The 21,542-nt window shown below is 36.5% G+C and carries 21 protein-coding genes and 2 pseudogenes; 9 read left to right on the top strand and 14 right to left on the bottom strand.

The genetic code is table 11. From position 1 onward, the window contains the following. Nucleotides 1-793: 793 nt before the first annotated feature. The gene (locus JFU24_RS19430; RefSeq protein ID WP_201222809.1) at nucleotides 794-1,894 is read right to left on the bottom strand and encodes a CaiB/BaiF CoA transferase family protein; all 1,101 of its coding nucleotides are present in this window, start codon (nucleotides 1,892-1,894) and stop codon (nucleotides 794-796) included. A gap of 403 nt (nucleotides 1,895-2,297) precedes the next feature. Continuing rightward, on the bottom strand, nucleotides 2,298-3,782 hold the full coding sequence (locus tag JFU24_RS19425) for an amino acid permease (protein ID WP_201187069.1): 1,485 nt from the start codon (nucleotides 3,780-3,782) through the stop codon (nucleotides 2,298-2,300). A 473-nt stretch (nucleotides 3,783-4,255) separates the two neighbouring features. On the opposite strand from JFU24_RS19425, the gene JFU24_RS19420 reads away from it, so the two are divergent. Then, nucleotides 4,256-5,881 (top strand): M4 family metallopeptidase, encoded by a 1,626-nt coding sequence (locus tag JFU24_RS19420; RefSeq protein WP_201187071.1) that lies wholly within the window; start codon nucleotides 4,256-4,258, stop codon nucleotides 5,879-5,881. 670 nt (nucleotides 5,882-6,551) lie between these two features. On the opposite strand, the gene JFU24_RS19415 is transcribed toward JFU24_RS19420, so the two are convergent. The 6 genes from JFU24_RS19415 to JFU24_RS19395 all read right to left on the bottom strand — a co-directional run bounded on the left by JFU24_RS19415 (nucleotide 6,552) and on the right by JFU24_RS19395 (nucleotide 10,456). After that, entirely contained in the window at nucleotides 6,552-6,758 is a 207-nt protein-coding gene (locus JFU24_RS19415; protein WP_201222807.1) for a hypothetical protein, read from the bottom strand. A gap of 48 nt (nucleotides 6,759-6,806) precedes the next feature. Further along, a complete protein-coding gene (locus tag JFU24_RS19410) occupies nucleotides 6,807-7,010 on the bottom strand; it encodes a helix-turn-helix transcriptional regulator (protein WP_034306678.1) in 204 nt (67 codons plus the stop codon). A 12-nt stretch (nucleotides 7,011-7,022) separates the two neighbouring features. Next, nucleotides 7,023-7,421, bottom strand: a complete 399-nt coding sequence (locus JFU24_RS19405; protein WP_201250313.1) for a hypothetical protein — start codon at nucleotides 7,419-7,421, stop codon at nucleotides 7,023-7,025. 773 nt (nucleotides 7,422-8,194) lie between these two features. After that, on the bottom strand, nucleotides 8,195-8,326 hold the full coding sequence (locus JFU24_RS30820) for a hypothetical protein (RefSeq protein ID WP_274608140.1): 132 nt from the start codon (nucleotides 8,324-8,326) through the stop codon (nucleotides 8,195-8,197). 111 nt (nucleotides 8,327-8,437) lie between these two features. Beyond that, nucleotides 8,438-9,771, bottom strand: a protein-coding gene (locus tag JFU24_RS19400) for an IS3 family transposase (protein WP_201250312.1) whose coding sequence is annotated in 2 segments (ribosomal slippage) — nucleotides 8,438-9,399 and nucleotides 9,399-9,771 — 1,335 coding nt in all. Because the reading frame shifts where the segments join, the coding sequence is not laid out codon by codon here. A 121-nt stretch (nucleotides 9,772-9,892) separates the two neighbouring features. Beyond that, a complete protein-coding gene (locus JFU24_RS19395; protein ID WP_201222801.1) occupies nucleotides 9,893-10,456 on the bottom strand; it encodes a hypothetical protein in 564 nt (187 codons plus the stop codon). A gap of 80 nt (nucleotides 10,457-10,536) precedes the next feature. Between JFU24_RS19395 and JFU24_RS19390 the strand changes: the two genes are divergently transcribed. After that, nucleotides 10,537-10,788 (top strand): hypothetical protein, encoded by a 252-nt coding sequence (locus tag JFU24_RS19390; protein WP_201250311.1) that lies wholly within the window; start codon nucleotides 10,537-10,539, stop codon nucleotides 10,786-10,788. On the opposite strand, the gene tnpA is transcribed toward JFU24_RS19390, so the two are convergent. Continuing rightward, a complete protein-coding gene (gene tnpA / locus JFU24_RS30815; protein ID WP_274608139.1) occupies nucleotides 10,780-10,905 on the bottom strand; it encodes an IS66 family insertion sequence element accessory protein TnpA in 126 nt (41 codons plus the stop codon). The two genes, JFU24_RS19390 and tnpA, sit on opposite strands and share 9 nt — an antisense overlap. Before the next feature lie 826 nt (nucleotides 10,906-11,731). On the opposite strand from tnpA, the gene JFU24_RS19380 reads away from it, so the two are divergent. The 4 genes and pseudogenes from JFU24_RS19380 (at nucleotide 11,732) to JFU24_RS31050 (ending at nucleotide 15,511) form a co-directional block, all read left to right on the top strand. After that, nucleotides 11,732-12,400 (top strand): GntR family transcriptional regulator, encoded by a 669-nt coding sequence (locus JFU24_RS19380; RefSeq protein ID WP_053344578.1) that lies wholly within the window; start codon nucleotides 11,732-11,734, stop codon nucleotides 12,398-12,400. After that, nucleotides 12,384-13,055, top strand: coding sequence for a DUF2848 family protein (locus tag JFU24_RS19375; RefSeq protein ID WP_201222798.1), 672 nt, complete (start codon nucleotides 12,384-12,386; stop codon nucleotides 13,053-13,055). The genes JFU24_RS19380 and JFU24_RS19375 overlap by 17 nt, the downstream gene beginning before the upstream one ends. A 12-nt stretch (nucleotides 13,056-13,067) precedes the next feature. Continuing rightward, nucleotides 13,068-14,326, top strand: a pseudogene (locus JFU24_RS19370) (MFS transporter). Nucleotides 14,327-14,350: 24 nt separating this feature from the next. Then, the gene (locus JFU24_RS31050) at nucleotides 14,351-15,511 is read left to right on the top strand and encodes a nitrilase-related carbon-nitrogen hydrolase (RefSeq protein WP_201222797.1); all 1,161 of its coding nucleotides are present in this window, start codon (nucleotides 14,351-14,353) and stop codon (nucleotides 15,509-15,511) included. Between the two features lie 194 nt (nucleotides 15,512-15,705). On the opposite strand, the pseudogene JFU24_RS19360 reads toward JFU24_RS31050, so the two are convergent. Next, nucleotides 15,706-15,909: pseudogene (locus tag JFU24_RS19360) on the bottom strand (AAA family ATPase); the annotation flags it as partial. A 695-nt stretch (nucleotides 15,910-16,604) separates the two neighbouring features. Here JFU24_RS19360 and JFU24_RS19355 point away from each other — a divergent pair. After that, a complete protein-coding gene (locus JFU24_RS19355; RefSeq protein ID WP_053348811.1) occupies nucleotides 16,605-17,006 on the top strand; it encodes an SET domain-containing protein in 402 nt (133 codons plus the stop codon). Between the two features lie 138 nt (nucleotides 17,007-17,144). On the opposite strand, the gene JFU24_RS19350 is transcribed toward JFU24_RS19355, so the two are convergent. From JFU24_RS19350 to JFU24_RS19340, 3 genes are all read right to left on the bottom strand, one after another. Beyond that, on the bottom strand, nucleotides 17,145-17,333 hold the full coding sequence (locus JFU24_RS19350) for a hypothetical protein (protein WP_053348810.1): 189 nt from the start codon (nucleotides 17,331-17,333) through the stop codon (nucleotides 17,145-17,147). 181 nt (nucleotides 17,334-17,514) lie between these two features. Then, nucleotides 17,515-18,807, bottom strand: a complete 1,293-nt coding sequence (gene nagZ, locus JFU24_RS19345) for a beta-N-acetylhexosaminidase (RefSeq protein WP_201250310.1) — start codon at nucleotides 18,805-18,807, stop codon at nucleotides 17,515-17,517. After that, nucleotides 18,804-19,004: a hypothetical protein gene (locus tag JFU24_RS19340; protein ID WP_201187089.1), complete on the bottom strand. Its 201-nt coding sequence runs from the start codon at nucleotides 19,002-19,004 to the stop codon at nucleotides 18,804-18,806. Before JFU24_RS19340 ends, nagZ begins: the two co-directional genes overlap by 4 nt. A 198-nt stretch (nucleotides 19,005-19,202) precedes the next feature. On the opposite strand from JFU24_RS19340, the gene JFU24_RS19335 reads away from it, so the two are divergent. Next, a complete protein-coding gene (locus JFU24_RS19335) occupies nucleotides 19,203-19,565 on the top strand; it encodes a hypothetical protein (protein ID WP_201250309.1) in 363 nt (120 codons plus the stop codon). Between the two features lie 156 nt (nucleotides 19,566-19,721). Here the strand turns inward: JFU24_RS19335 and JFU24_RS19330 are convergent, their stop codons facing one another. Then, on the bottom strand, nucleotides 19,722-20,504 hold the full coding sequence (locus tag JFU24_RS19330) for a TrmB family transcriptional regulator (RefSeq protein WP_201222792.1): 783 nt from the start codon (nucleotides 20,502-20,504) through the stop codon (nucleotides 19,722-19,724). Between the two features lie 240 nt (nucleotides 20,505-20,744). Here JFU24_RS19330 and JFU24_RS19325 point away from each other — a divergent pair, with 240 nt between their 5' ends. Further along, nucleotides 20,745-21,515: a TSUP family transporter gene (locus JFU24_RS19325; protein WP_201187091.1), complete on the top strand. Its 771-nt coding sequence runs from the start codon at nucleotides 20,745-20,747 to the stop codon at nucleotides 21,513-21,515. The last annotated feature ends 27 nt before the right edge of the window (nucleotides 21,516-21,542 follow it).

Here is a 21,542-nt window from a genome sequence, read left to right as displayed (position 1 = left end):
ATTTAATGATATCATAGAGACCAAAGATTATTATCATCCTCCTATCTAGAGCTTTTTCTTATAAATCCTTTGTTGAAGGATGATACTCTGATACCCGGTAAACGCTAGTTGTAACTGGTAATTTTTAGCACACACGTCTTGTTGCTTTCATTGATAAAAGATTAATTTGGCCTTTCTCCGATTAATTCGACCTTCCTCCACTTATTTCGTCCTTTCTTCATTTAGTTCGACCTTTCTCCTACTTATTTCGTCCTTCCTCCACTTAATTCGTCCTTCATCCACTTAATTCGACCTTTCTCCTACTTATTTCGACCTTCCTCCGATTAATTCGTCCTTCATCCACTTATTTCGACCTTTCTCCTACTTATTTCGTCCTTCCTCCGCTTTATTCGTCCTTCATCCACTTAATTCGGCCTTCCTCCTACTTATTTCGTCCTTCCTCCGATTTATTCGTCCTTCCTCCGCTTTATTCGTCCTTCCTCCCACTTAATTCGGCCTTTCTCCTACTTAATTCGACCTTCCTCCGCTTTATTCGTCCTTCATCCACTTAATTTGACCTTCCTCCCACTTAATTCGTCCTTCATCCACTTTATTCGTCCTTCATCCACTTATTTCGTCCTTCCTCCATTTAGCTCGGCCTCATAAATGTTGCAGCACTATGAGTACAGGAGTATTTACGTCGTTGCAGCGAAGATTGAATTCAAAAAAATTAGGCTATCTCTCTCCAAAAAGATTTTGGAAAAGTGACAGCCTTTAAATATATATATCATTTTAGCTAGGTCCGTTTCTTTATTTAGCGATTAAAGGTGTGGAGAACTTCTTCATTGCTTTGTCCTGGCTTCAGCCCTGTATGTTTATAATCAGGGGTAAAAACCGATGTTTTGATTGGACAGGCAATTTGCTTCTGGATGCTTCCTTTTCCGTCAGGTATTTCAACAATCATGCCCCGTTCCTTAAGTTGGGGATGATTGGTCGCTTCGGTAAAAGTCAGTACTGGTTCTACACAGGCCTCAGAATCAGCAAATATTTCTTTCCATTCATCAAAGTTCTTTTCAAGAAAAGCACGTTGGACAGCTGTTTTAAATCTACTTCCACTCTCAGCATCTCTACTCAAGCTTAGTTCATACAATTCGGGCTTGAGGATTGCTTCACATAGAGCTTTACGGAATGGAGGCTCCAGGCTTCCTACCGAAAAATAACGCCCATCTTTCGTTTCGTAAAAGTCATAAAATGACCCTCCGTTTAACATCAATTTCTCTGGCTCAAGCTCCATGCCCCCTTGTAAATTCAGAGGTGCGGATATGGCATTTAAAGCGAAACTGCAGTCGGTCATGCTGATGTCGATGTATTGGCCTTCCCCCGTTCTGTCTCTATAAATGACTGCGGACAAAATACCGATAATAGCATGCAATGACCCTCCTGCAAGATCAGCTATTTGCGTTCCGTTCTTTGCTGGGCCGTCTTTTTGCGTACCGGAATAGCCTGATAATCCTGCAATCGAAATATAATTGATGTCATGACCCGGGCGGTCTTTGTATGGACCGGTTTGGCCAAATCCTGTGATTGAACAATAAATTAACTTCGGATTGATTTGTTTTAAAACCTCGTACCCCAGCCCTAAGCGCTCCATGACACCTGGCCGGAATTGTTCAAGGACGATATCGTATTCTTTCACTAAATTTTTTACGGCTTCGATGGACTCCGACTGTTTTAAATCAAGGGTAATCGATTGCTTTGATCTGTTAAGATATTGATTCACACCCCATGAATCCCCTGCTGCCGGCCTTTCTACCTTCAAAACATCTGCTCCTAAATCAGCTAGCATCAAAGTGGCAAATGGTCCGGGCAGTAGCGTTGAAAAGTCCAATACTTTCAAATTAGTCAATAGAGTCATAAGCGCGCACCTTCCTTTTCTAGGATTAGATACTTCAAACGGTTAAAGTCTGGCTTTCTCTTCTCGAAGATGGCAGTTCCCCCGTCGTACTAGCATGCATTCCTTTGCTTTTTTTAAAAAATTTGAAAGAGATTAGAATGATACATAGAGTCTCCTTTAGCTAATTTTATAGAAAAACACACATAGAGATTACGTTTATCATATAACATCCCTCTTTGAATTTGTATTAATTTCCATTTATCACAAAATAAAAAAGGCCAGGAATCCCGCTCCCGGCTTTAAATAAAAATTTTGAATGGCGAAGATAAATAAACCTACATGCACATAGCTGTTTTACATATAGACAAATAAAAACCGGACAACTTAAAACAACGTTGTCCGGCTGATTTTACTTAAAGCATTATCATTCGTATTTTTTGTCAAAGTCAAACTCCACTTCCTCAAGTTTAACGAATTTAGTTTTCCTTACCAGTTTATATCCAAACCATAGACCAAGGAAAAGTGGGATTCCTAGGTATGCAGCTATTACACTGCCCCAATCAATGTGGTCTGAAAAAAACGCTTGAAAATTTTGAGATAGAATAACGATTAAGCCAATCACAATAGCAAAAATCGGTCCAATCGGAAACCATAATGCCTTATATGGCAGCTTCTCCAATGAATGGCCTTGAGCTATATAAGCTTTACGGAAACGATAATGACTGATAGAAATACCTAGCCAGAAGATAAATCCTGTAATACCAATAGCATTCATTAACCATATATACACTTTACCATCACCAAAAATAGAAGCTAAAAATGCAAGCATACCGATGGCACATGTCAAAATCATACCCGCAACCGGCACTCCGCGTTTGTTAAGTTTTGCAAAAATGCGTGGTGCTTGCCCATCTTTAGCCATTGAATATAACATACGCGTCGAAGCATATAAACTAGAGTTACCTGCTGACAATACCGCTGTTAAAATGACTGCATTCATGAGCGAAGCTGCAAAAGCAACTCCAGCCTTTTCAAATATAAGCGTGAATGGGCTGACCATAACATTATCCCCTTGTAAACTTTGGCTTGTATAAGGGATAAGTAACCCTATCACAAAGATTGCCAATACGTAAAAGAGTAGGATTCTCCAAAAAACGCTTTTAATAGCCTTTGGTATATTTTTGGCTGGGTCTTCACTTTCACCTGCAGCCACACCGACGATTTCTGTACCTTGAAAAGAAAAGCCAGCTGCAATAAACACAATGAAGACACCCATAAAACCACCCGGGAAAGGCGCGTCATCGATTGTAAAGTTCTTAAAACCTACTGCTTCGCCACCCATGATGCCAACAATCATTAGTATGCCAACGATTATAAAAATAACGATGGCCGTTACTTTTATGAAGGAAAACCAGTATTCCCCTTCACCATATCCTTTAACGGATAAATAGTTTAATAGGAAAATGAGCACCAAGAATGATGAACTCCACAACAATGATGGACTATTCGGAAACCAAAATTTCATAATCATTGTTGAGGCTGCCAACTCCGCCGCTATGGTCATCGACCAATTGAACCAGTACGTCCATCCCAAGGCAAACCCAAATGCCGGATCGACGAATTTCGTTCCATAGGTACTGAATGAACCGCTTGTCGGCATAAAGGCTGCCAGTTCCCCTAAGCTGGTCATCACGAAGTACACCATTGCCCCAACTAAGGCATAAGCAAGTAATGCGCCGCCTGGCCCAGCTGTATGAATGGCTGCCCCGCTGCTAAGAAACAGCCCGGTGCCAATAGCCCCTCCAATAGAAATCATCGTTAAATGACGGGATTTCAAACCGCGCTTTAATTCTTGTTCTTCTTGCTTTGGAGGATGCTGAAAGATGTCATTTTCTTGTTTTGGTATCATAACTTTTCATCCCTTTCTATATAAGCGCTTACATGTATGGGGAAATCCATTTAATAAATTTTCCTATTTCATAGACTTTCAAATAGACCTAATTTACAATTCGAATATTCCTTTTCTGAATATATGCAATTTTCATGCCAAATTTTCAAACCGCAATATTCAACAAATTATTTTAAAAAACGCTTTCAATAGACAAAATATTTTGCACTTTATGCCATGTTTTTTTGCACTTTATGCCATGTTTTTTTGCAGCATAAAAAAAGCGGGACTTATAAAATACTAAGCTCATTTCATACACCCTTAAATATATTCCAAATATTACTAGAAGAATATTTGGAAAGAACATTTCTATTAAGAACCATTTTTCTCCATTTTATTCCTTTAAATGTCATATTTTTTGCGTGTTTTCTCCATTTGATAATAATATGAAACGATGTAAAAATGAGGTATTCTCATGAAGGAGTTGAAAGGTTATGAAAGGTAAGGTATTTTTAGGAACTGCACTATCTATCGGTCTATTATTTTCTGCTATTCCCCAACAAGAAGCTTTAGCGGCAAAAAACGTGTTAAGCGTTGAAAAGTATAATAAGCATAGAGATTCGCTAGAATTCAAGTCTGGGAAACTCACAGAACCTTCAAAGCAGACGGCAGAGGATATCATTCTTACCTTTTTTGATAAAAACACAAAGTCTTACAAGTTAGAGAAGCAAAAGGCGAAAGACTCCTTCATTATCCAAAAAGAAAGTAAGGATGAACTTGGAAATACCGCTCTAAGATTGCAACAAACCTATAAGGGCGTACCTGTATGGAATTCTACACAGGCAGTATTAATTGACGCTCAAGGTGTTTTAACAGTCGTGTCCGGAACAGTTGAAGCCAATTTAAACACTAAATTAGGGAAAAAGGCTAAAAAAGGCATCAGTAAATCAGAAGCAATCCAAATAGCCGAAACAGATATTGGATTCACTCCTTCCTACGAACAATCTCCTGAATCAGAGCTATATGTATACGCCAATGAAGGAAAGGCTGACTATGTATATAAGGTCAATTTAAATTTCTTAGATCCGGAACCAGGAAACTATAATTATTTCATTTCAGTCAAAACAGGTGAAATATTGAATAAATATAACACCCTTGATGAAGTGACGGGGACCAATTCCGTCGGTACGGGCGTCGGAGTCCTAAACAATACCGTATCGGTAAACACTACCTTATCGAGCGGTAAATATTATCTACAAGACAATACACGTGGCAAAGGTATTTTCACCTATAATGCTAATAACCGGTCAAAATTGCCTGGTACACTCTTATCCAATACAACCAACGCTTTTACTTCTTCTACCGATAAAGCTGCAGTGGATGCTCATTTTTATGCTGGTAAAACCTATGATTATTACAAATCCACGTTTGGACGGAACTCTTACGATGGAAATGGAGCCATCCTAAAGTCAACCGTTCATTATGGTTCGAAATACAATAATGCTTTTTGGGATGGTACACAAATGGTTTACGGTGATGGGGACGGCACGACGTTCATCCCATTGTCAGGCGGCTTAGACGTTGTTTCACATGAATTGACACATGCTGTAACTTCTACGGAATCGAATTTGACCTATCAGAATGAATCCGGTGCTTTGAATGAAGCGATTTCTGATATTTTTGGCACCGCTGTTGAATTTAAGAATCAAAGTGCAAAAGCGGACTATCTGATAGGAGAAGATATTTATACACCTAATATTTCCGGTGATGCCCTCCGTTCAATGGCCAACCCAACATTGAATGGCGACCCTGACCATTATACGAACCGTTATACAGGATCGGGCGACAATGGCGGCGTCCATACGAACAGCGGAATCATTAATAAGGCAGCTTATCTTATCTCCGCGGGCGGCACTCACCATGGTGTGACCGTAACTGGAATTGGCATTGATAAACTAGGAACCATCTTTTACCGGGCCAACACGACTTATTTAACTTCCTCGTCCACTTTTTCACAAGCCAGAGCAGCAGTCGTCCAATCTGCCGCTGATTTATATGGTTCAAGCAGTGCAGAAGCCACTGCAGTCAAAAACGCTTTTACAGCTGTCGGTGTGAATTAAGAGATCTACCCTATGAATTTTTATATGTCTAGGCTTATCTAATAAGTAGGACAACCTTAACACCTCCCTAAATGTACAGAAAAAAGTACATGTTAGCTGAGGTGTTTTTTTATAAGTATAAATGTAAGCAACAACCCGCACCCAAACCTGAGTACATAGGATTTAGAATAGTATAGAAGAAGACAAAAGCATTAAAAAACAGTCACTTTTGGAAAGAGACTGTATTTCATTAAATACACTGGTGGCTTTTAAACGATTGTGCCCCACAGTATGAATGTATGCCGTGCCACTTACAATTTACGGACAGGAAAGGAGTACAGCTCCTACTGTGTATGACGCATGAGTTACCATTTCCGCACAGGGAAACGCGTCCTACTATAAATCCATCATTTATCATTTCAGGACGCCCTTACTAAAAATAATAAGCACAATATTAAAAAGTCGCGCACCTTATAGGAAGTTCGTTCCGGACGTTCGTAAAAGGACGCGAGAGTAAAGGACATTCGTATAGTATTTTCGTGCTTTAACGAACGTGAATAACGGCTGTTTTGAGAAGAAACTCCACCGTTCGAGAAGTCGGACTCTTCTACGTTATAGAACTAAAGCACTCGTTTGTTTAAGTGATTTTATTCACAATATTTCAGTGTAAAAATGAAATTCTTATATATTACTACCTTACAAAAAATGCAATAATCCCTAGGATTATGCACAAAATCCCACCCAAAAATTGTCCTAATCCTGATGCTTCTCCCATTATTAATAAATTAAATATATTCTTACTTTTTTGATTTTTTCCGAATAAACCATCGTCAGTTTTCATACGATAAATACTCCAAACTATTAAAACTGCCCCAAAAATAAATAATATAATCTGCATTTAAAATCCTCCGTTGTTTGTTTAATATGTGCATCTTTTTAAAATGGATTATTTGTCATCCTCATCAAAAATAAAAGTTTCTTCAATTGATAAATTAAAAACTGAAGCTATTTTATACGCAAGTAGCACAGATGGATTATACTGTTGTTTTTCTAATGAGATGATTGTTCTAGAAGATACACTTACTTTATCAGCTAATTCTTGTTGTGTTATTTCATGTTCTATTCGTAATTCTTTTACTCTATTTTTCATAAATCCCCCTAATTAAAGGACATGATTATAATATTTTCTAGCCCAAAATTCACTAATTATTAATGATAATAAGACAACAAACAATACAGTTTTTGTTGCGATTACCACAAAATTAGTTAAAAACATAAGAATAAAGATTTCGTATATCAGAATTTGCAAAGAAAAGCGAGCAACTTTTCCATCAATTAAAGCGTCTCTTTCATCATATTCCTTTGCTAATTCCTTTTCTAGAGATTTATTCTTTCGGGATTTAATATAAGAAATTGTTGAGGAAACCAAGATTATTCCCCCTAAGAATAATATGAAATACCCAAAATTAAATCCTACTGATTTATCGAGAGTTATTTGAATGATTCCCAATACAATTATCAAGATTGATACAAAAAAGCGCTGTATGAATAGGTTTTTCAAACATACCTCTCCTAACCAATTTAAATTCTCCTGAAGTGAAGTTTGTTTCACGTGAAGTTTTCTTCACATGAAGTTAACTTCACGTTACTCATTCTCAAAGCAAAAGTCAATAAGTAAATGTTGATTATTAAAATCATTTTAGTTTTCATTGTGTTGAACTAACCTGCCCCCATAGTTCATTAATCAAAAAGGCCACCACGTGGTAGCCCTGGATCTCAACTAACGCATCTATAGTCAGACTCGATCATTTCCAAGATTTCTTCAGCCGTATATTTTTTCTCAAAACCTCCTTCAATTATTTTTGACTGATGAATTTTTCAAGTTCTTCTACTTTCTTCCCATCAGCATGGTATGTGTATCCAGTCAGTTCTTTTCCTTTTATACCATTTGCGACAATATCAAGGTCGTTAAACACGTACTTCTTGTATGTTATAGCTTGTTGCTGTCTGTCTGTCGGTGGATTCCAATACTTATGAGCTTCCCATTTATCTGTCCCTTTCGGTAGGGTAACTCCATCTAAAACTTTGCCTTGTTCTTCTTGAATTATGTAGGATAGTTCTAAGAGGTTGTTGAAGTCTTGTACTAAAACTTTTGGTATATCGTTAGCATCTTCTTCACTCGTAAATGATTGAGCTTCTGCTAAGTAGTAGTATTCAATTGGGTTGCGATATTGCTATCGGATTCATCAACTAAAATTCTTCTTCTAACATCTCATGATCTCGTTAATTATTTTCAAATTTGGCTTGTACATCTTCAATGGTTTCTTTAGGTGCTTAAGGAGCAAGTTTCATATCCTCAAATGTCATCTCGGTTCGAGCGATTTTCTTATCATATGTTAGATGTTTTACCCTTATTTTGAGAGCCGTTTTTTGCTTTGCTTTTTCTAGATTGATGTTGGACGACATAGGACGACCACCGGACATTTGATAAACAATTCTGATACTTGGAATAATAAAAATAAAAAGCCCTTCTCACACTGAACTGTGCCCCATTTTACGGACAGTATAAAAAAGTGCCTAAGCGGCTAATAAGTGGTCCCGGTATTGTACCGGGGCCATTTTCTTTAGCCCCCATTGATAACGATGTTCATTATATTCTTCAATAACTCGATCAATTTCTTCCTTCACATCCGTTAAATTAGTACATGTTTTATATTCTGCCAAATCCTTAAAGTGGCCAAAGAAACTTTCCATTGGCGCATTATCCCAACAGTTTCCCTTGCGGGACATGGATTGGGTTATCCCAAGTTCTTTCACTTTACGTTGAAATAGCGGATGGGTGAAATGGAACCCCTGGTCAGAATGAAGGATTGCACACGGATGGAACTCGTGACACACAGCCTGCTTTAGCTTATTTAAAGTCTCGTAAACGATATCCATTTCTAATGAAGTAGATAAATGGTACGTAACGATTTCTTTTGTTGCGGCATCTTTTACGCAGGATAAATACGCTTTTTGGCCTTTCCCATAATAAAGATAGGTAATGTCAGTAAGCAGGACCTTCCCTGGCACCTCCTGATTGAATTCACGATTAAGGAGGTTTGGACAAGTAAGGTGCTCCTTGGTTGCCTTGGCCATCTTCCGATACGGGTTGGCCCTTCTGATTTTCGCTAGGAGATTATATTTTGTCATCAACCGTCTGATTTTCTTATGATTCATTACGGCCGAGTAGTCATTCTCCATAATCATTTTGATTTGGAGGGCGCCTACTTTTTCCTTTTTACTGATGAAAATATTTCTGATTAATTCTATGTCCAATTCATCCTGTTCTTCACGAAGCTCACGGTAAGGAGCTGCCTTTAACCAATCATAGTAGCCACTTCGACTTACACCAGCCAATTTGCATAGATAAGAAACAGCCTTCTTTAATTGGTGTATTCTGATCGTCCTTTCAATCAGATAGAACTTCTCAGCAGCAGTTAGAATCATTTCTTTTTCAGAGCCTGCCTTTCTAGCTCTTCCAGCTTTTTTAGGAAGTCATTTTCTGCTTCAAGGAATTTGATTCTCGCCTCGGCCTTCCTAAGTTGATCCTCTACAGACTGTGGCTTGGAAGTGGGGCGTCCTGTACTTCCTTTTCCACGGCGTTCCGTAAGGAAGCCTTCCTCACCAAACCTTTCAAAGGTATCACGCCAGCGCTGTAGACAACGCTTAGGTTTTTCCTTACCAATTATTTCGAGATTAAATCCATGTTCTATGAAAATTTGAGAGGGAGATTTCCCCTTTTTATATTCCTTAACAGCTTTTGTTTTAAATTCAGGATTATAGGAAATAGAACGCTCTGAAGCACTTATGATATTTGGATTCTTTTCAAGTTCTTTAATCTGAAATTCAGTATATATATTCTTACTCATAGAAACCCTCCGTCCATACTCATTACACCTATTGAAACATAAAAAACCCCGGATAAGGGACACTTTTTTATGTGTGTCCGTTATCCGGGGTATAGTTCACACGAGAGGGGCTTTTTTGTTATTAATATTCACTTACAGAATAACTTTTATATGTTAACTTGTTGTTTTCAAAAGCCATATCAACATATATGTCAGTAGTGTCACTGTAACGGCTCCAGACATAATCTTTTTCGGTAATACCGCCATAGGTATATGTTGATTCTAATTTCATATATTCACCTGTGATAGATACCATTTGATTATAAGTCATTCCTTTTTTTACATTCGTATATTCATTGAAAGTTATACCATTTTTAATGGGAGTAAAGAAATATCCTTTGGCTGTTTTTGTATACTTGACCCACTTTGTTCCTACTTTATCATAATCTACAAATGTTACTGTAGCATATGAAAAGTTTTTATTTGTTGCATATGGAGTTAACGTTACAGCTTTAGTAGTTTTTGCATTAATTGTATTACCTTTATAATCTTGAACCTTATAGGTAGTACCTACTAAGGCGCTCTTATAGAAAGTTGAACCGATCGGCTTTGTTACTGTTGCAGCTTCTCCTTTATTTGCTCCAACTCCTGCCAGTAATCCTAGAGCTAATACTCCTACAGTTAATGCCTTTGCTAGTTTTTTCATCTTAATTTCTCCCCCAACCCGTTAGGTCTTATGAATTTATATGTACATTTGTAGAATACCAAATCTTTTTCAATGGGTCTATGACTTTTCGTAGAGAACGGGTATTTACAATATCCATCTTAGGCAATGCGGCTTTTGACTTCAGCAAACTTCAACACAAACCAATGCTCCATATTCATGAGTTCTTAGAAAAAGACGCAATTGCACCTCAATATATAATTAACATTCCAAACATGTTAAAGCGGATTGAAGAATTTAATCCAGAAGCACATAAAAAATACCATTGCTTAGATGTAATAGAAGATACTTGTTGGACAATCAGCTTAGGGTGATAATTTCTTGAGCCAATAATAGTTCTGTTTTTGACACCAAGCAGCTTTTGATAATCCACTTTCTTTAAAATCTTGAATGTGAGCTTCCCATCCTTTCTTTATAAGGCGCCTTTTCATAAAAAAACCTCCACATGTAGGATGTAAGGAGATTATCTCATGAGCTATTTACAAGTAGTAGGTGGGGAATATTTGACGCTTACTTTTATCTACTGCTTTTTCTTCTTGCATACATGCACCAAGCAATCCAATTGAGATAACACTTGCTGCTAAAATAAAATAATTCCTTATAAAATTTTTCCCCATTTTCTCTCATATAGTAAAGATTAACTAATCCACCTTAATCTAATTGAACTAGAAAAGCACTATGATTATTCAGAGTACCTAAACAAAAAACTTTGATAAATAAATAGAAAAGGCATGTTTAGAAAAAAGATTATCAAGACATGCCCTTATACTACTATTAAATTGGATTATTCTTTTATAAAAACGCTGGTCTTTTGTCTTCCTTAATCAACTAACGCACCCTTTAGTTGAAGAAGAAGTCATCATTTTAATAACTCAGTCTTATACCTATATCGTACATTTTCAAGAATTTGGTTAAAAATATGCAAAGGGATTCCTACTTAATCTTTAATTTCTATTTCTTTTCCCGAATCAAGGTATGTAAGGAATCCCCAATAAGAAATGAAAAAGTTATAAGTTGGTTCGTAAATAAACTCCATCCAACCCCCTGCAATATGTTTATCTTTTTCATTGAATATATTAATTCCTGAGAAGTTTTCCACTACCCCATCTAAATAAATAGCATCATCTCCTTCTATACAACTAATCTGCCCCTTTAGTTCAATAAGAAAAGAGCTACCGAAGAAAACGTATAATTTTGAATTGACTGAATTTTCACTTTGTAATATACTTGGTATACCACATACCAATAGGAGGAAAAATGAAAAAAATAGAGACAGTTATGCCGTTAAGAGATATAGCTTTTGAGGCAATTAAGAAATCAATTTTGAATTATGAACTTCTACCGGGTCAAGCAATTTATGAAAGAGACCTAAGTGAAAAGTTAGGTGTAAGTAGAACTCCTGTAAGAGAATCTCTGTCGTTGTTAGAAAGAGAAAAATGGATAATTTCAAAACCACGGGTTGGTACGTTTATTAATGAAATAACAGAAGAAAATGTAATTGAAGTAATGGAAATTCGAATGATTTTTGACCGATTCTCACTAGAAAAAATCTGTGGAAATATTACTCCAGAACAAATAAAAGTATTAGAAGGTTACATAGAGGAGCAAGAAAAAAATAAAACAGATCACCAAAGATTTATTGAATTAGATAAAGAGTTCCATTCTGAAATTGTATTATTAACTAAAAATCAGCGATTAGAAAAATGGTTTGAAGAAATTGGTGATCAGATTAGATGGTTTGGGTTAAAAGCCATAACTGAGAAGTCGCGTATTGAGGAAACAATATCTGAACATAAAGCAATTGTACAAGGTATAAAATCACAAGATATTAATCAACTTCTGGTAGCATCAAATAACCATGTGGAAAATACCAAAAATGAAATTATTAATCAATTGAGGAGGAATTCAAATGAGAAAAGTAATTAATTTACATCTTTCTAATGGAGAGGTTAAAAAACATGAAATTGATATTAATAGAGTAATTGTTGTTGGATATGGGGGACGAAATATAGAAAAAATTCAAGAACACATAGATGAATTAAAAGAATTAGGTATTGCACCTCCACCTCATGTACCAATGATATATCCACAAAAAATAGAACAACTGAATTTTTCTAATGAATGTAATGGAAGCAAATTTTCCTCAGGGGAAACAGAATATGTGTTATTCCATGATGGAAAAGAATGGTTGGTTACCCTTGGCAGCGATCATACTGATCGAGAAGTAGAAAAAGAAGATATTTTAAAGTCCAAATCAATATGTGATAAACCTCTTGCAACTGATTTTTGGAGATTAGCAGATTTAATAGAAGACTGGGATAATATTATCTTACGTTCTTATGTTACTTCAAATGGGGAAAAATATTTATATCAAGAAGACACTTTAGACGCACTCTTAGAGGTTGATGTTTTATTGGAAAAGCTGGACAAGTTCGGGGAAAAGGATCTAGAACATACTGTTATTTTTTCAGGTACTGTTCCTACAAAAAATGGATTTATTTTTGGTGATAAATTTGAATATGAAATTGAACACCCCAAGTTAAACAGAAAAATTAAACATCATTATTCCATTATTTATTAAGGGGTGATTGTTTTGAAAAAGGAACCTACAAAAGTTAGATGGGGACTAGCATTCTTTTTCTTTATAATAGGTGTAATCGCTTACATGGACAGATCAAATATTTCAATAATAGCAAAACCAATGATGGATGATTTAGGCTTAGATAAAGTTCAGTTTGGTATGCTTGCATCATTATTCTCATTAGGTTACGCGTTAGTTCAAATTCCAGCAGGACTTATGGCAGAAAAGTTTGGTCCAAGAAAAATGATCACTTTTGCTCTAGTATGGTGGTCAGTATTTACGGGTTTGACGGGTTTAGTTAAATCTCACGGTCTATTGTTTATGGTGAGATTCTTATTTGGGATAGGTGAAGGACCGATGTTTCCTGCTAACGCCGTATTTAATACAAACTGGTTTAGAAGAGATGAAAAGGCCAGAGCATCTAGTGCTTTATTGGCCGGTTCATATTTTGGACCAGTTATAGCCCCTATCGTTACGGTTTATATCTATCAATATTTTGGCTGGCAAGCTGTATTTTATATTTTCGGATTAATAGGAATAATCATTGCGGGTGTCTGGTACGTTATAGCCCGAGACTATCCTGAAATTCATAAACTTGTGAATGAACAAGAAAAAGAATATATACTTGAAGACAGAGAAATTGTTGATACCGCTAAAGTTAGAGCCCCATGGAATTCTTTTCTGAAAAGCTATAGATTTTGGGCGTTAGGATTACAATATTTTGTTGTTTTATATATTATTACTTTCTTTTTAGTTTGGTTACCTACCTATTTACTGGAAGATAGAGGATTCTCATTAAGTAAAATGGGATTTGCTTCGCAAGCCTACCTTGGTTAGCAATACTGATAACTGTAATGACTGGTGGTATTCTTTCTGACTACTTAGTACGTAAAGGTTTTTCAAAGCAAATATCAAGATCCTCTTTAGCTATATCAGGTTTAATAGTATTTATTATTTCAATGTACCTTGCTGTTATGACAGTATCGCCTTATATGAATGTTTTATGGTTATCATTATGCTTGGGTTCACTAGGATTCACAGTAGTGTGTTCATGGGCTTCTGCTACAGACTTAGGAAGAAACTTTTCTGGTTCCGTTTCAGGTTGGATGAACTTGTGGGGAAATCTAGGAGCATTTGTATCACCGTTATTATGTGGTTGGTTAGCAGAAAACTTTGGGTGGAATATCACATTAGGAGTAACTATAATCCCTGTGTTTATTGCAGCTATATTATGGTTGTTTGTGAAACCAGATACTTCATTACTAAACTAAATACAATTAAGAGGAGTGACCAATGTGAATTATCTAGTATTTCAAATGGATTTAGTAGTTGGAAATCCTGAAGAGAATAGGAAAATCATTGAACGCTGGTTAGAAGCTAACTATAGTGATGATGTGGATGTTGTAGTACTTCCTGAAATGTGGTCTACGGGCTATGTGTTGGAGCAACTGGAAGAAATCTGCAATGTGGATGGTAAGCGTTCCATTGAATTTTTACAATCACTGGCTAAGAAGTTTAATGTAAACTTGGTGGGTGGCTCGATTGCCGTATTAGAAGGTAAAGATATCTTTAATCGTGCGGTTATAGTTAATCGAATGGGTGAGATTGTTCACACATATGACAAGATGCACCTTGTTCCGATGTTAGATGAACCAAAGTTTTTAACGGGCGGTCATAATCAAGTGGAAGTATTTGAACTTGAAGGTGTGAAGATGGGGGTTATTATTTGTTACGATTTACGATTCCCTGAAATTATTCGTGACTTAGCATTACAAGGTATTCAAGTGTTACATATCGTCGCAGAATGGCCACTTGCAAGGGAAACACATTGGAATACGTTACTTCGTGCGCGCGCAATTGAGAACCAAATGTATGTTGTTGCTTCAAATGTGGCGGGGACAAAGTTAGGAGTGGAATTCGCAGGTTGCTCACAAATTGTAGATCCATGGGGAGACATTGTTCAAAAATTAGATCAAGAAGTTGGTGAATTAAAAGCAACTTTAAATTTAGAGACAGTCCCGCAAGTCAGGAAAGATGTGCCGATCTTTAGTAGTCGTGTACCATCACTTTATAGGTCCAACCTAAGATTCTTCTTAGACGGAGTGGAGAAAATATCGAGACCTGAAATTGAATTCACAGACTATAAGAATTTTAAACTTGAACCAATTGATGGGTTGGTAGAAGGGCTGTCACAAAGGGTCATTTCAGAGAATTCGTCAACACAGGAAATGGTTCGTATTTTGGAGTTCGCACCCGGTACAGACACGACGCCTAATGGAGTTCAAGTCCATCATTATTGGGAAGAGCTATATGTCGTTAAAGGGTCTGTCATAGATTTAACTTTAAATAAGATATTCACTGCGGGAATGGTTGCTTCACGTCCCCCCGGAATGCAACATGGTCCATGGAAGTCAACGGATGGTTGCGTAATGTTTGAAGTGCGATACAGTCGATAATAAAGTGCTGATAATTTGATAATGAGTGGAGTTTTTAATAATGGGGTACCACCTATTTCGATGACAAAAAGACGACAATCCAAATGAAAGTTGTCATTTCCCCCGATTATTTGCTCTTATTTTAAGTGTTATTTTGCACATCCAACTTTAAAACCCAGCTACCTTCACATGAGAAGATTAGCTGGGTTTCTTAATTATTTACGTCCAATCACTAAGCTATTTCGTGCAGCTTCTACGGCTTCTGTTGTAATGGATGTCAGGTGATTGATTTCGAGAATACGTTCAATTTGAGTAAATAACCGGTGAATGAGTCTAAAATTACAGTTTGTGACTTTCAAGATGTTAGTGAGTGCCTCATAGTCGGAAAAGTCCTCCCGTTTGATGGAGATGCCGAGTTCATCCCCTGTGTTGAGATGGAAGTCTATTTTTAAATTCGCTAAGCCAATTTTTAAAATCATCTTCTTTTAATGGTCTTATTACTAATCTTTCCGTTTCTGAAATGCTGGCAAATTTGTTCAAATAAAACTTACTTTCTAATTACGTCTTTTCTTAATTCTTAAAATCTCTCCCTTTCAAAATAAATCCAATTATTAACTATTCGCATTAACAGTAATAATCCCTTTTTGCAACGTATTCAATCTTCAACTAAACTGCCCCGTTAGTTGAAGAAGAAAAATCAAAAGCATTGTTTAACAGATTCTATTTTAAAGAAGTAACAATCAAAAAAAAGTTCGTAAAAGTGTAATTAAACGAACGGATAGCTAATAAACAGATTAAGGTTTATTTGTGCACATGGGTCTGTACATACCTATTCACGCTTACAGCCATAAGGATTCTATGTATGGTAAAATGTTGGTTAGGAGATTATATTATTGCCGGCCCTGATTCTTCTACGAGGCCTAGGGAAGCAGCAATAGTTTTTACATCCCACTTTCATTCTTTCAATTTAAATGGAAGTGGTTATTATACATATAACAATCCCTTCTTTTTCATTTGAAAAAGATTAATTCCCTAAAATAGTTGCTTTTCTTCTTATTAACTGTCAAGCTTAGATGATCTAGACTATAAAGAATAGAACAAGTAGGTGACGAACATGATTGAAGTTAAAACTTCCACACTCAGTGATGGTGAGTTCAATAGAGGCGTATTCGCTACGCAAGACATTAAAAAAGGTGAGCTTTTACATGAAGCACCTGTTATTGCTTATCCAAACGAAGAGCATGTTTTCATAGAGAAAACATTGCTTGCAGATTACGCGTTTGAGTATGGAATTAACCATACTGCCATGCTTTTAGGATATGGCATGCTGTTTAATCACTCTTATACTCCCAATGCTACTTATGACATAAACTTTAAGAACCACACGTTTGATTTCTTCGCTTACACCGACATAAAAGCAGGAGAAGAAATTCTTATTAATTATAATGGTGAAGTCGATAATGAAGATCCATTATGGTTCAATAAAGAAGATAATGGTGAAGATGACGCTGAGTAACAACACCATTACTTTTGAATGACCTGAAGGTAATAATTTATTAATGAGAGCCATTTACACAGACAGCAAGGTTTAATAAAAAATCCCCTTTAAAAGGATTGTGGCAATTACACAATCACTTAAGGGGATTTTTTTTACTTAATGAGCGGAAGGCTTATTCGATTTTGATTTTGTTAAGGATTGGAGTTGGCTCTTAACCTTATCAATGTTTTCTGGAGTGGCTAGGGATTTTATTTGACTCATGGTTTTTTCACGAGTTTTTTTATTGCGCATTAAGTATGCTGCTGCTCCTATCACGACAGTTCCAATCATTTTATTTGATGGCATATGAGTTTCCTCCTTGAAGTTGGTTAATTATAGTATTCCCTCTATCGATTGATTTAAACAACAGGCCGCAGCTTCAGCCTGCATTGAATAGACTGGTAAAAACGCTTAAACTTGACCCGCGAAACCCAGCCTTCGCTGTTTTATTTGAGCGAGGGCTAAGCTTTGATAGTTGATTTTCCTTTTATTTCTCCAAGTTCAGACTGTTAATATACTCTAAGCTTTCTGGACTTTTCACCACTTTTGCAGCTTGACCTGGATCTACCTTTGTTTGTTTCATATTGTAGAGTTTATAGGTTAGAACTCTTTTCGTTGACTCGTTAATTCGCTCCATAGGAACTTCTCCTGCTTTCACCGCTTCAAGTAAACCGTTATATACCTCAAGCTCATGCGAATATTCATGACAGACCAATAATAAATCCGCTCCTGCAAGGATTGCTTCTTTCCCCATATCTTTATAGGGAAAATACTTATTCACTGCGCCCATTTCCAAATCATCCGTGACGACAAGCCCTTCAAATCCAAGTTTCCCCCGAAGCAAGTCTTCAATGATAACCTTGGACAGGCTTGCCGGTTTTTCTTTATCATAAGCTGGATATTTAATGTGGGTCACCATAACGAAAAACTTTTGGTTATCCATTTCACTAATAATTTTCTTGAAAGGATAGATATCTGAGTTTTCCAGATCGAGCTGGTTTGCTTCCACAGAAGATGTTTCGACATGCGGGTCAATCTCGCTGCGTCCGTTTCCTGGAAAATGCTTCAAAGCTCCTGTAACGGAAGCATCGTTCAAGCCTTGAATCGCTTTCGTTCCGTATTGATAAACCTTTTCTGGATCTTTTCCCAGTGAACGGTTGTCCGTCTTTGATAAATCCAGAACAGGAGCAAAATTTATATTAATCCCCATAGAGTTCAGTTCTGTCCCGTTCAATTTTGCCACCCTGTACATGTCTTCGACAGAAGCATTTTCCCCAAGTTCCTGTTGCGAAGGGATTGGCGATACTCGTTCCCTCATTCGGATTATGTCTCCGCCTTCCTGATCGACGGCTACCATAAGCGGAAGCGAATGCGAACTACGATCAGCCGATTGCTGAAGCGAATTGGATAACTTCGCCACTTGTTTTGGCGATTTCATATTGCGGTCAAAATAAATGACGCCCCCTATATGTTTTTGTTCGATAAGCTCCGTAATTTCACTGCTCTTCTCAGTTCCCTTGAAACCGACCATCATTAGCTGTCCAATTTTTTCTTCAAGCGTCATGTTTTCAAGCAATTCTTCTATTTTTTTATCAGTACCTGTGATGACATTGATGTCGGTTTCTTCCTTACCGCCTTGCTCTTTCTCTTTATCTGCTGTGTTTTCTACCTTCTCGGTTTCTTTGGATTTCGTATCCATATTTATTTGAACGAGCACCACCGTTAATAACGAAATGATAGCAATGAAGAGCAGTACGATATACTTATTTTTTTTCTTCATTGTACTTTTTTATCCTTTCGTTCCATATCAGAATCCGCAAGCTTCCTTCCGGAGCTTCCCTTCATTAGATACCCATTGCTTCCCCATATATGGACTAACGTTAAGCCCTCCTTACAGTCCTCGTTGAAAATATCAATAGAGACAGTCTCTTTACTATTCATTAAGTCTACTTTTGCTAATGACACTTCATTACTCATATTGTCCGTCATTCCTTTTCTGCTAAATTTATTTTTCCTTTTACGGCTGTACTGCTTAAATTGTATTTTCTATTTGTTCTCTCTTAATAATGTTCATAAATGACCTATTCTATTTCTTCCTTAGGAATTTATTGCATAAAGCATAAGCCACGTACCCCATACTATACATACCCCAATACAAAGGAGATACAAACCCTTATGGACGGAATCTTAAAGAATCTTGCCGATACTATTAGTCATGCAGTTGATTATGCAAAAGAAAAAGTAACAGACATCACAAGATCAACATCTGTTACGATTTTGCAGTTGAGTGAGCATATTATGAATCAGCCTGAAACCAAGCAAATAGAAAAAGACCTTTTAGGTATAGTTTATTCTTTTTATCATTTACAAAAAGAAGATGTTTCGTATTATTTGGAAATGAAAAGCTCACATATTCTACAGTTGGACGTGTATTCTCACGACCACACGATTGTTTCTTACCGGTCTTATCGCGATCATTCTAGCTTACCCACTCCAATAAAATTCCCAAAAAACCTTTTATCCAAATTAATATCCTGAATCGTTTAAATATAAGTATATCCACAAATCAACAACACAGAATCAGAAGCTAAGGTAGATAATAAAAAAAGCTGATATCCCACCGCATTGGGGATATCAGCTTTTTTGAACTTTATTTGAATTGTGCACTAGAAACAAAGGTAAAACAGGATCTAACTAGAGTAAGAAAAACTGATCTCTTTCTCTCGATATCCAATTCTCAGCATCTTCATTATCCTTTTTAACTAGTCGGTTAACGAGGATATCATGCCAAATGTAGTTTTCTAGAAAATTGATATGAACCGGATCATCTGTGTAAAACGCTGTTTCTCTTTCTTCAGAAGAGGGGCCGTAAATTGTCTCCTTGCCATCAATGGATAAGATAAACCATTTGTTCTCTCCAATATTGTCTACATAACTGGTTTTACGATGAATATCTATCCCTGGTAATGGGTTGTCAACTTGAAAAACAATACCTTTGAGATTACAATACGCTGCTGTATCTTTTAACTCTTGTTCAAGTTTCTCATACATCTTATCCCATATGGAAACAATCACTCTTTTCTCAGCTTTTTGTAATAAAGTACGACAAAAGGATAGAATATGACGTTCTCCTTTAAGAGTCATTACACGGTTATCGGAAATGGGCTCTGTTTTTTCAAATTGCTTTAATGTATCACTTATGGATTGATAGGTATTGTTCCATTTTGTTTGAACAGATTCTAAAAATACATCGACAGGTAAAGGTGAATATTGAACCGAATCATTAATTTCTTCTTTTAACACGATTCCCTCTTCTTGAAGCCCATTTAATATTTCATAGATACGCGCTCTAGGTATTCCTGATTCCTTGCTCACTTGATAGGCACTTGTTGGTCCTTGACGTACCAAAGAAACATAAGCCTTTGCTTCATATTGACTAAATCCTAGAGACTGAATTTTTTGAATGATATCTTGCATAGTACCTCCTAGTGCAATTAGTAAGTTATATCTATCATACCAAATCTCTATTTGAAAAGTTAAGAAGTTATAAAATCGTAAAAGTCTTATTTACATGGGTAAATTTTTTAGTTACTATTTAAGTAGTAACTAAAAAAATGTCTTACTCTAATTTTTTTAGTAAAGTAGATAACTTTGGATTAAGGAGCCCCCATCAGCGAGTGATTCGTCCTTAATTCTATTGATACGGAGGTTTCTTAGATGGAAGATATTAATATTTCTACACTTTTGTTGTTAGTATGTTTCGGATTTCTAGCAGCATTTATTGATTCTGTAGTCGGAGGCGGAGGTCTCATTTCTATACCTGCTTTATTATTTTCAGGTCTCTCCCCTACAGCGGCAATTGCTACGAATAAATTGGCCAGTTCAATGGGATCTTTAACAAGTACCATTGCCTTTATCCGTTCAGGAAAAGTCGATTTTCAATTAGTAGCAAAGTTGTTTCCTCTTATTTTCACAGGGTCCTTACTAGGTGCCTGGGTAGTCAATTTTGTCTCACCCGAATTATTAAAGCCATTGGTATTAGTTCTCTTAATAGCCGTTGCTATTTATACGATTCTAAAGAAAAACTGGGGACATGAATCGACTTACCAAAAACTCTCTTTGCAAAAAGCCCTACTATTTTCATTTACTATATTTGCAATTGGTTTTTATGATGGATTTTTAGGTGCTGGAACAGGATCCTTTATATTATTTGCCTTTTTGATTATTGGTTTCGATTTTTTACACTCAGCGGGAAACGCAAAATTTCTAAACTTCGGAAGTAATATTGCGGCGCTCATCATGTTCATTTTTCTTGATGCGGTCAACTTTTCCTATGGGATACCGATGGGGATATCTATGATAGTAGGAGCTTTAGTAGGTTCTAAATTCGCCATTAAGAAAGGAGTAGCATATGTAAGAGTGTTATTTATCTTTGTTACTGTTTTCTTAATCATAAAAAATATTATTGATTACATAAAAATTTTGTAATCGTTTAAAAGCCCTTACCCTTTAGTT

This window comes from Peribacillus sp. TH27, from assembly GCF_016650915.1.
GTDB classification, from domain to species: Bacteria; Bacillota; Bacilli; order Bacillales; family DSM-1321; genus Peribacillus; species Peribacillus butanolivorans.
Note: the sequence above shows the minus strand (reverse complement) of the source record. Positions and strands in the feature narration are given on the sequence as shown.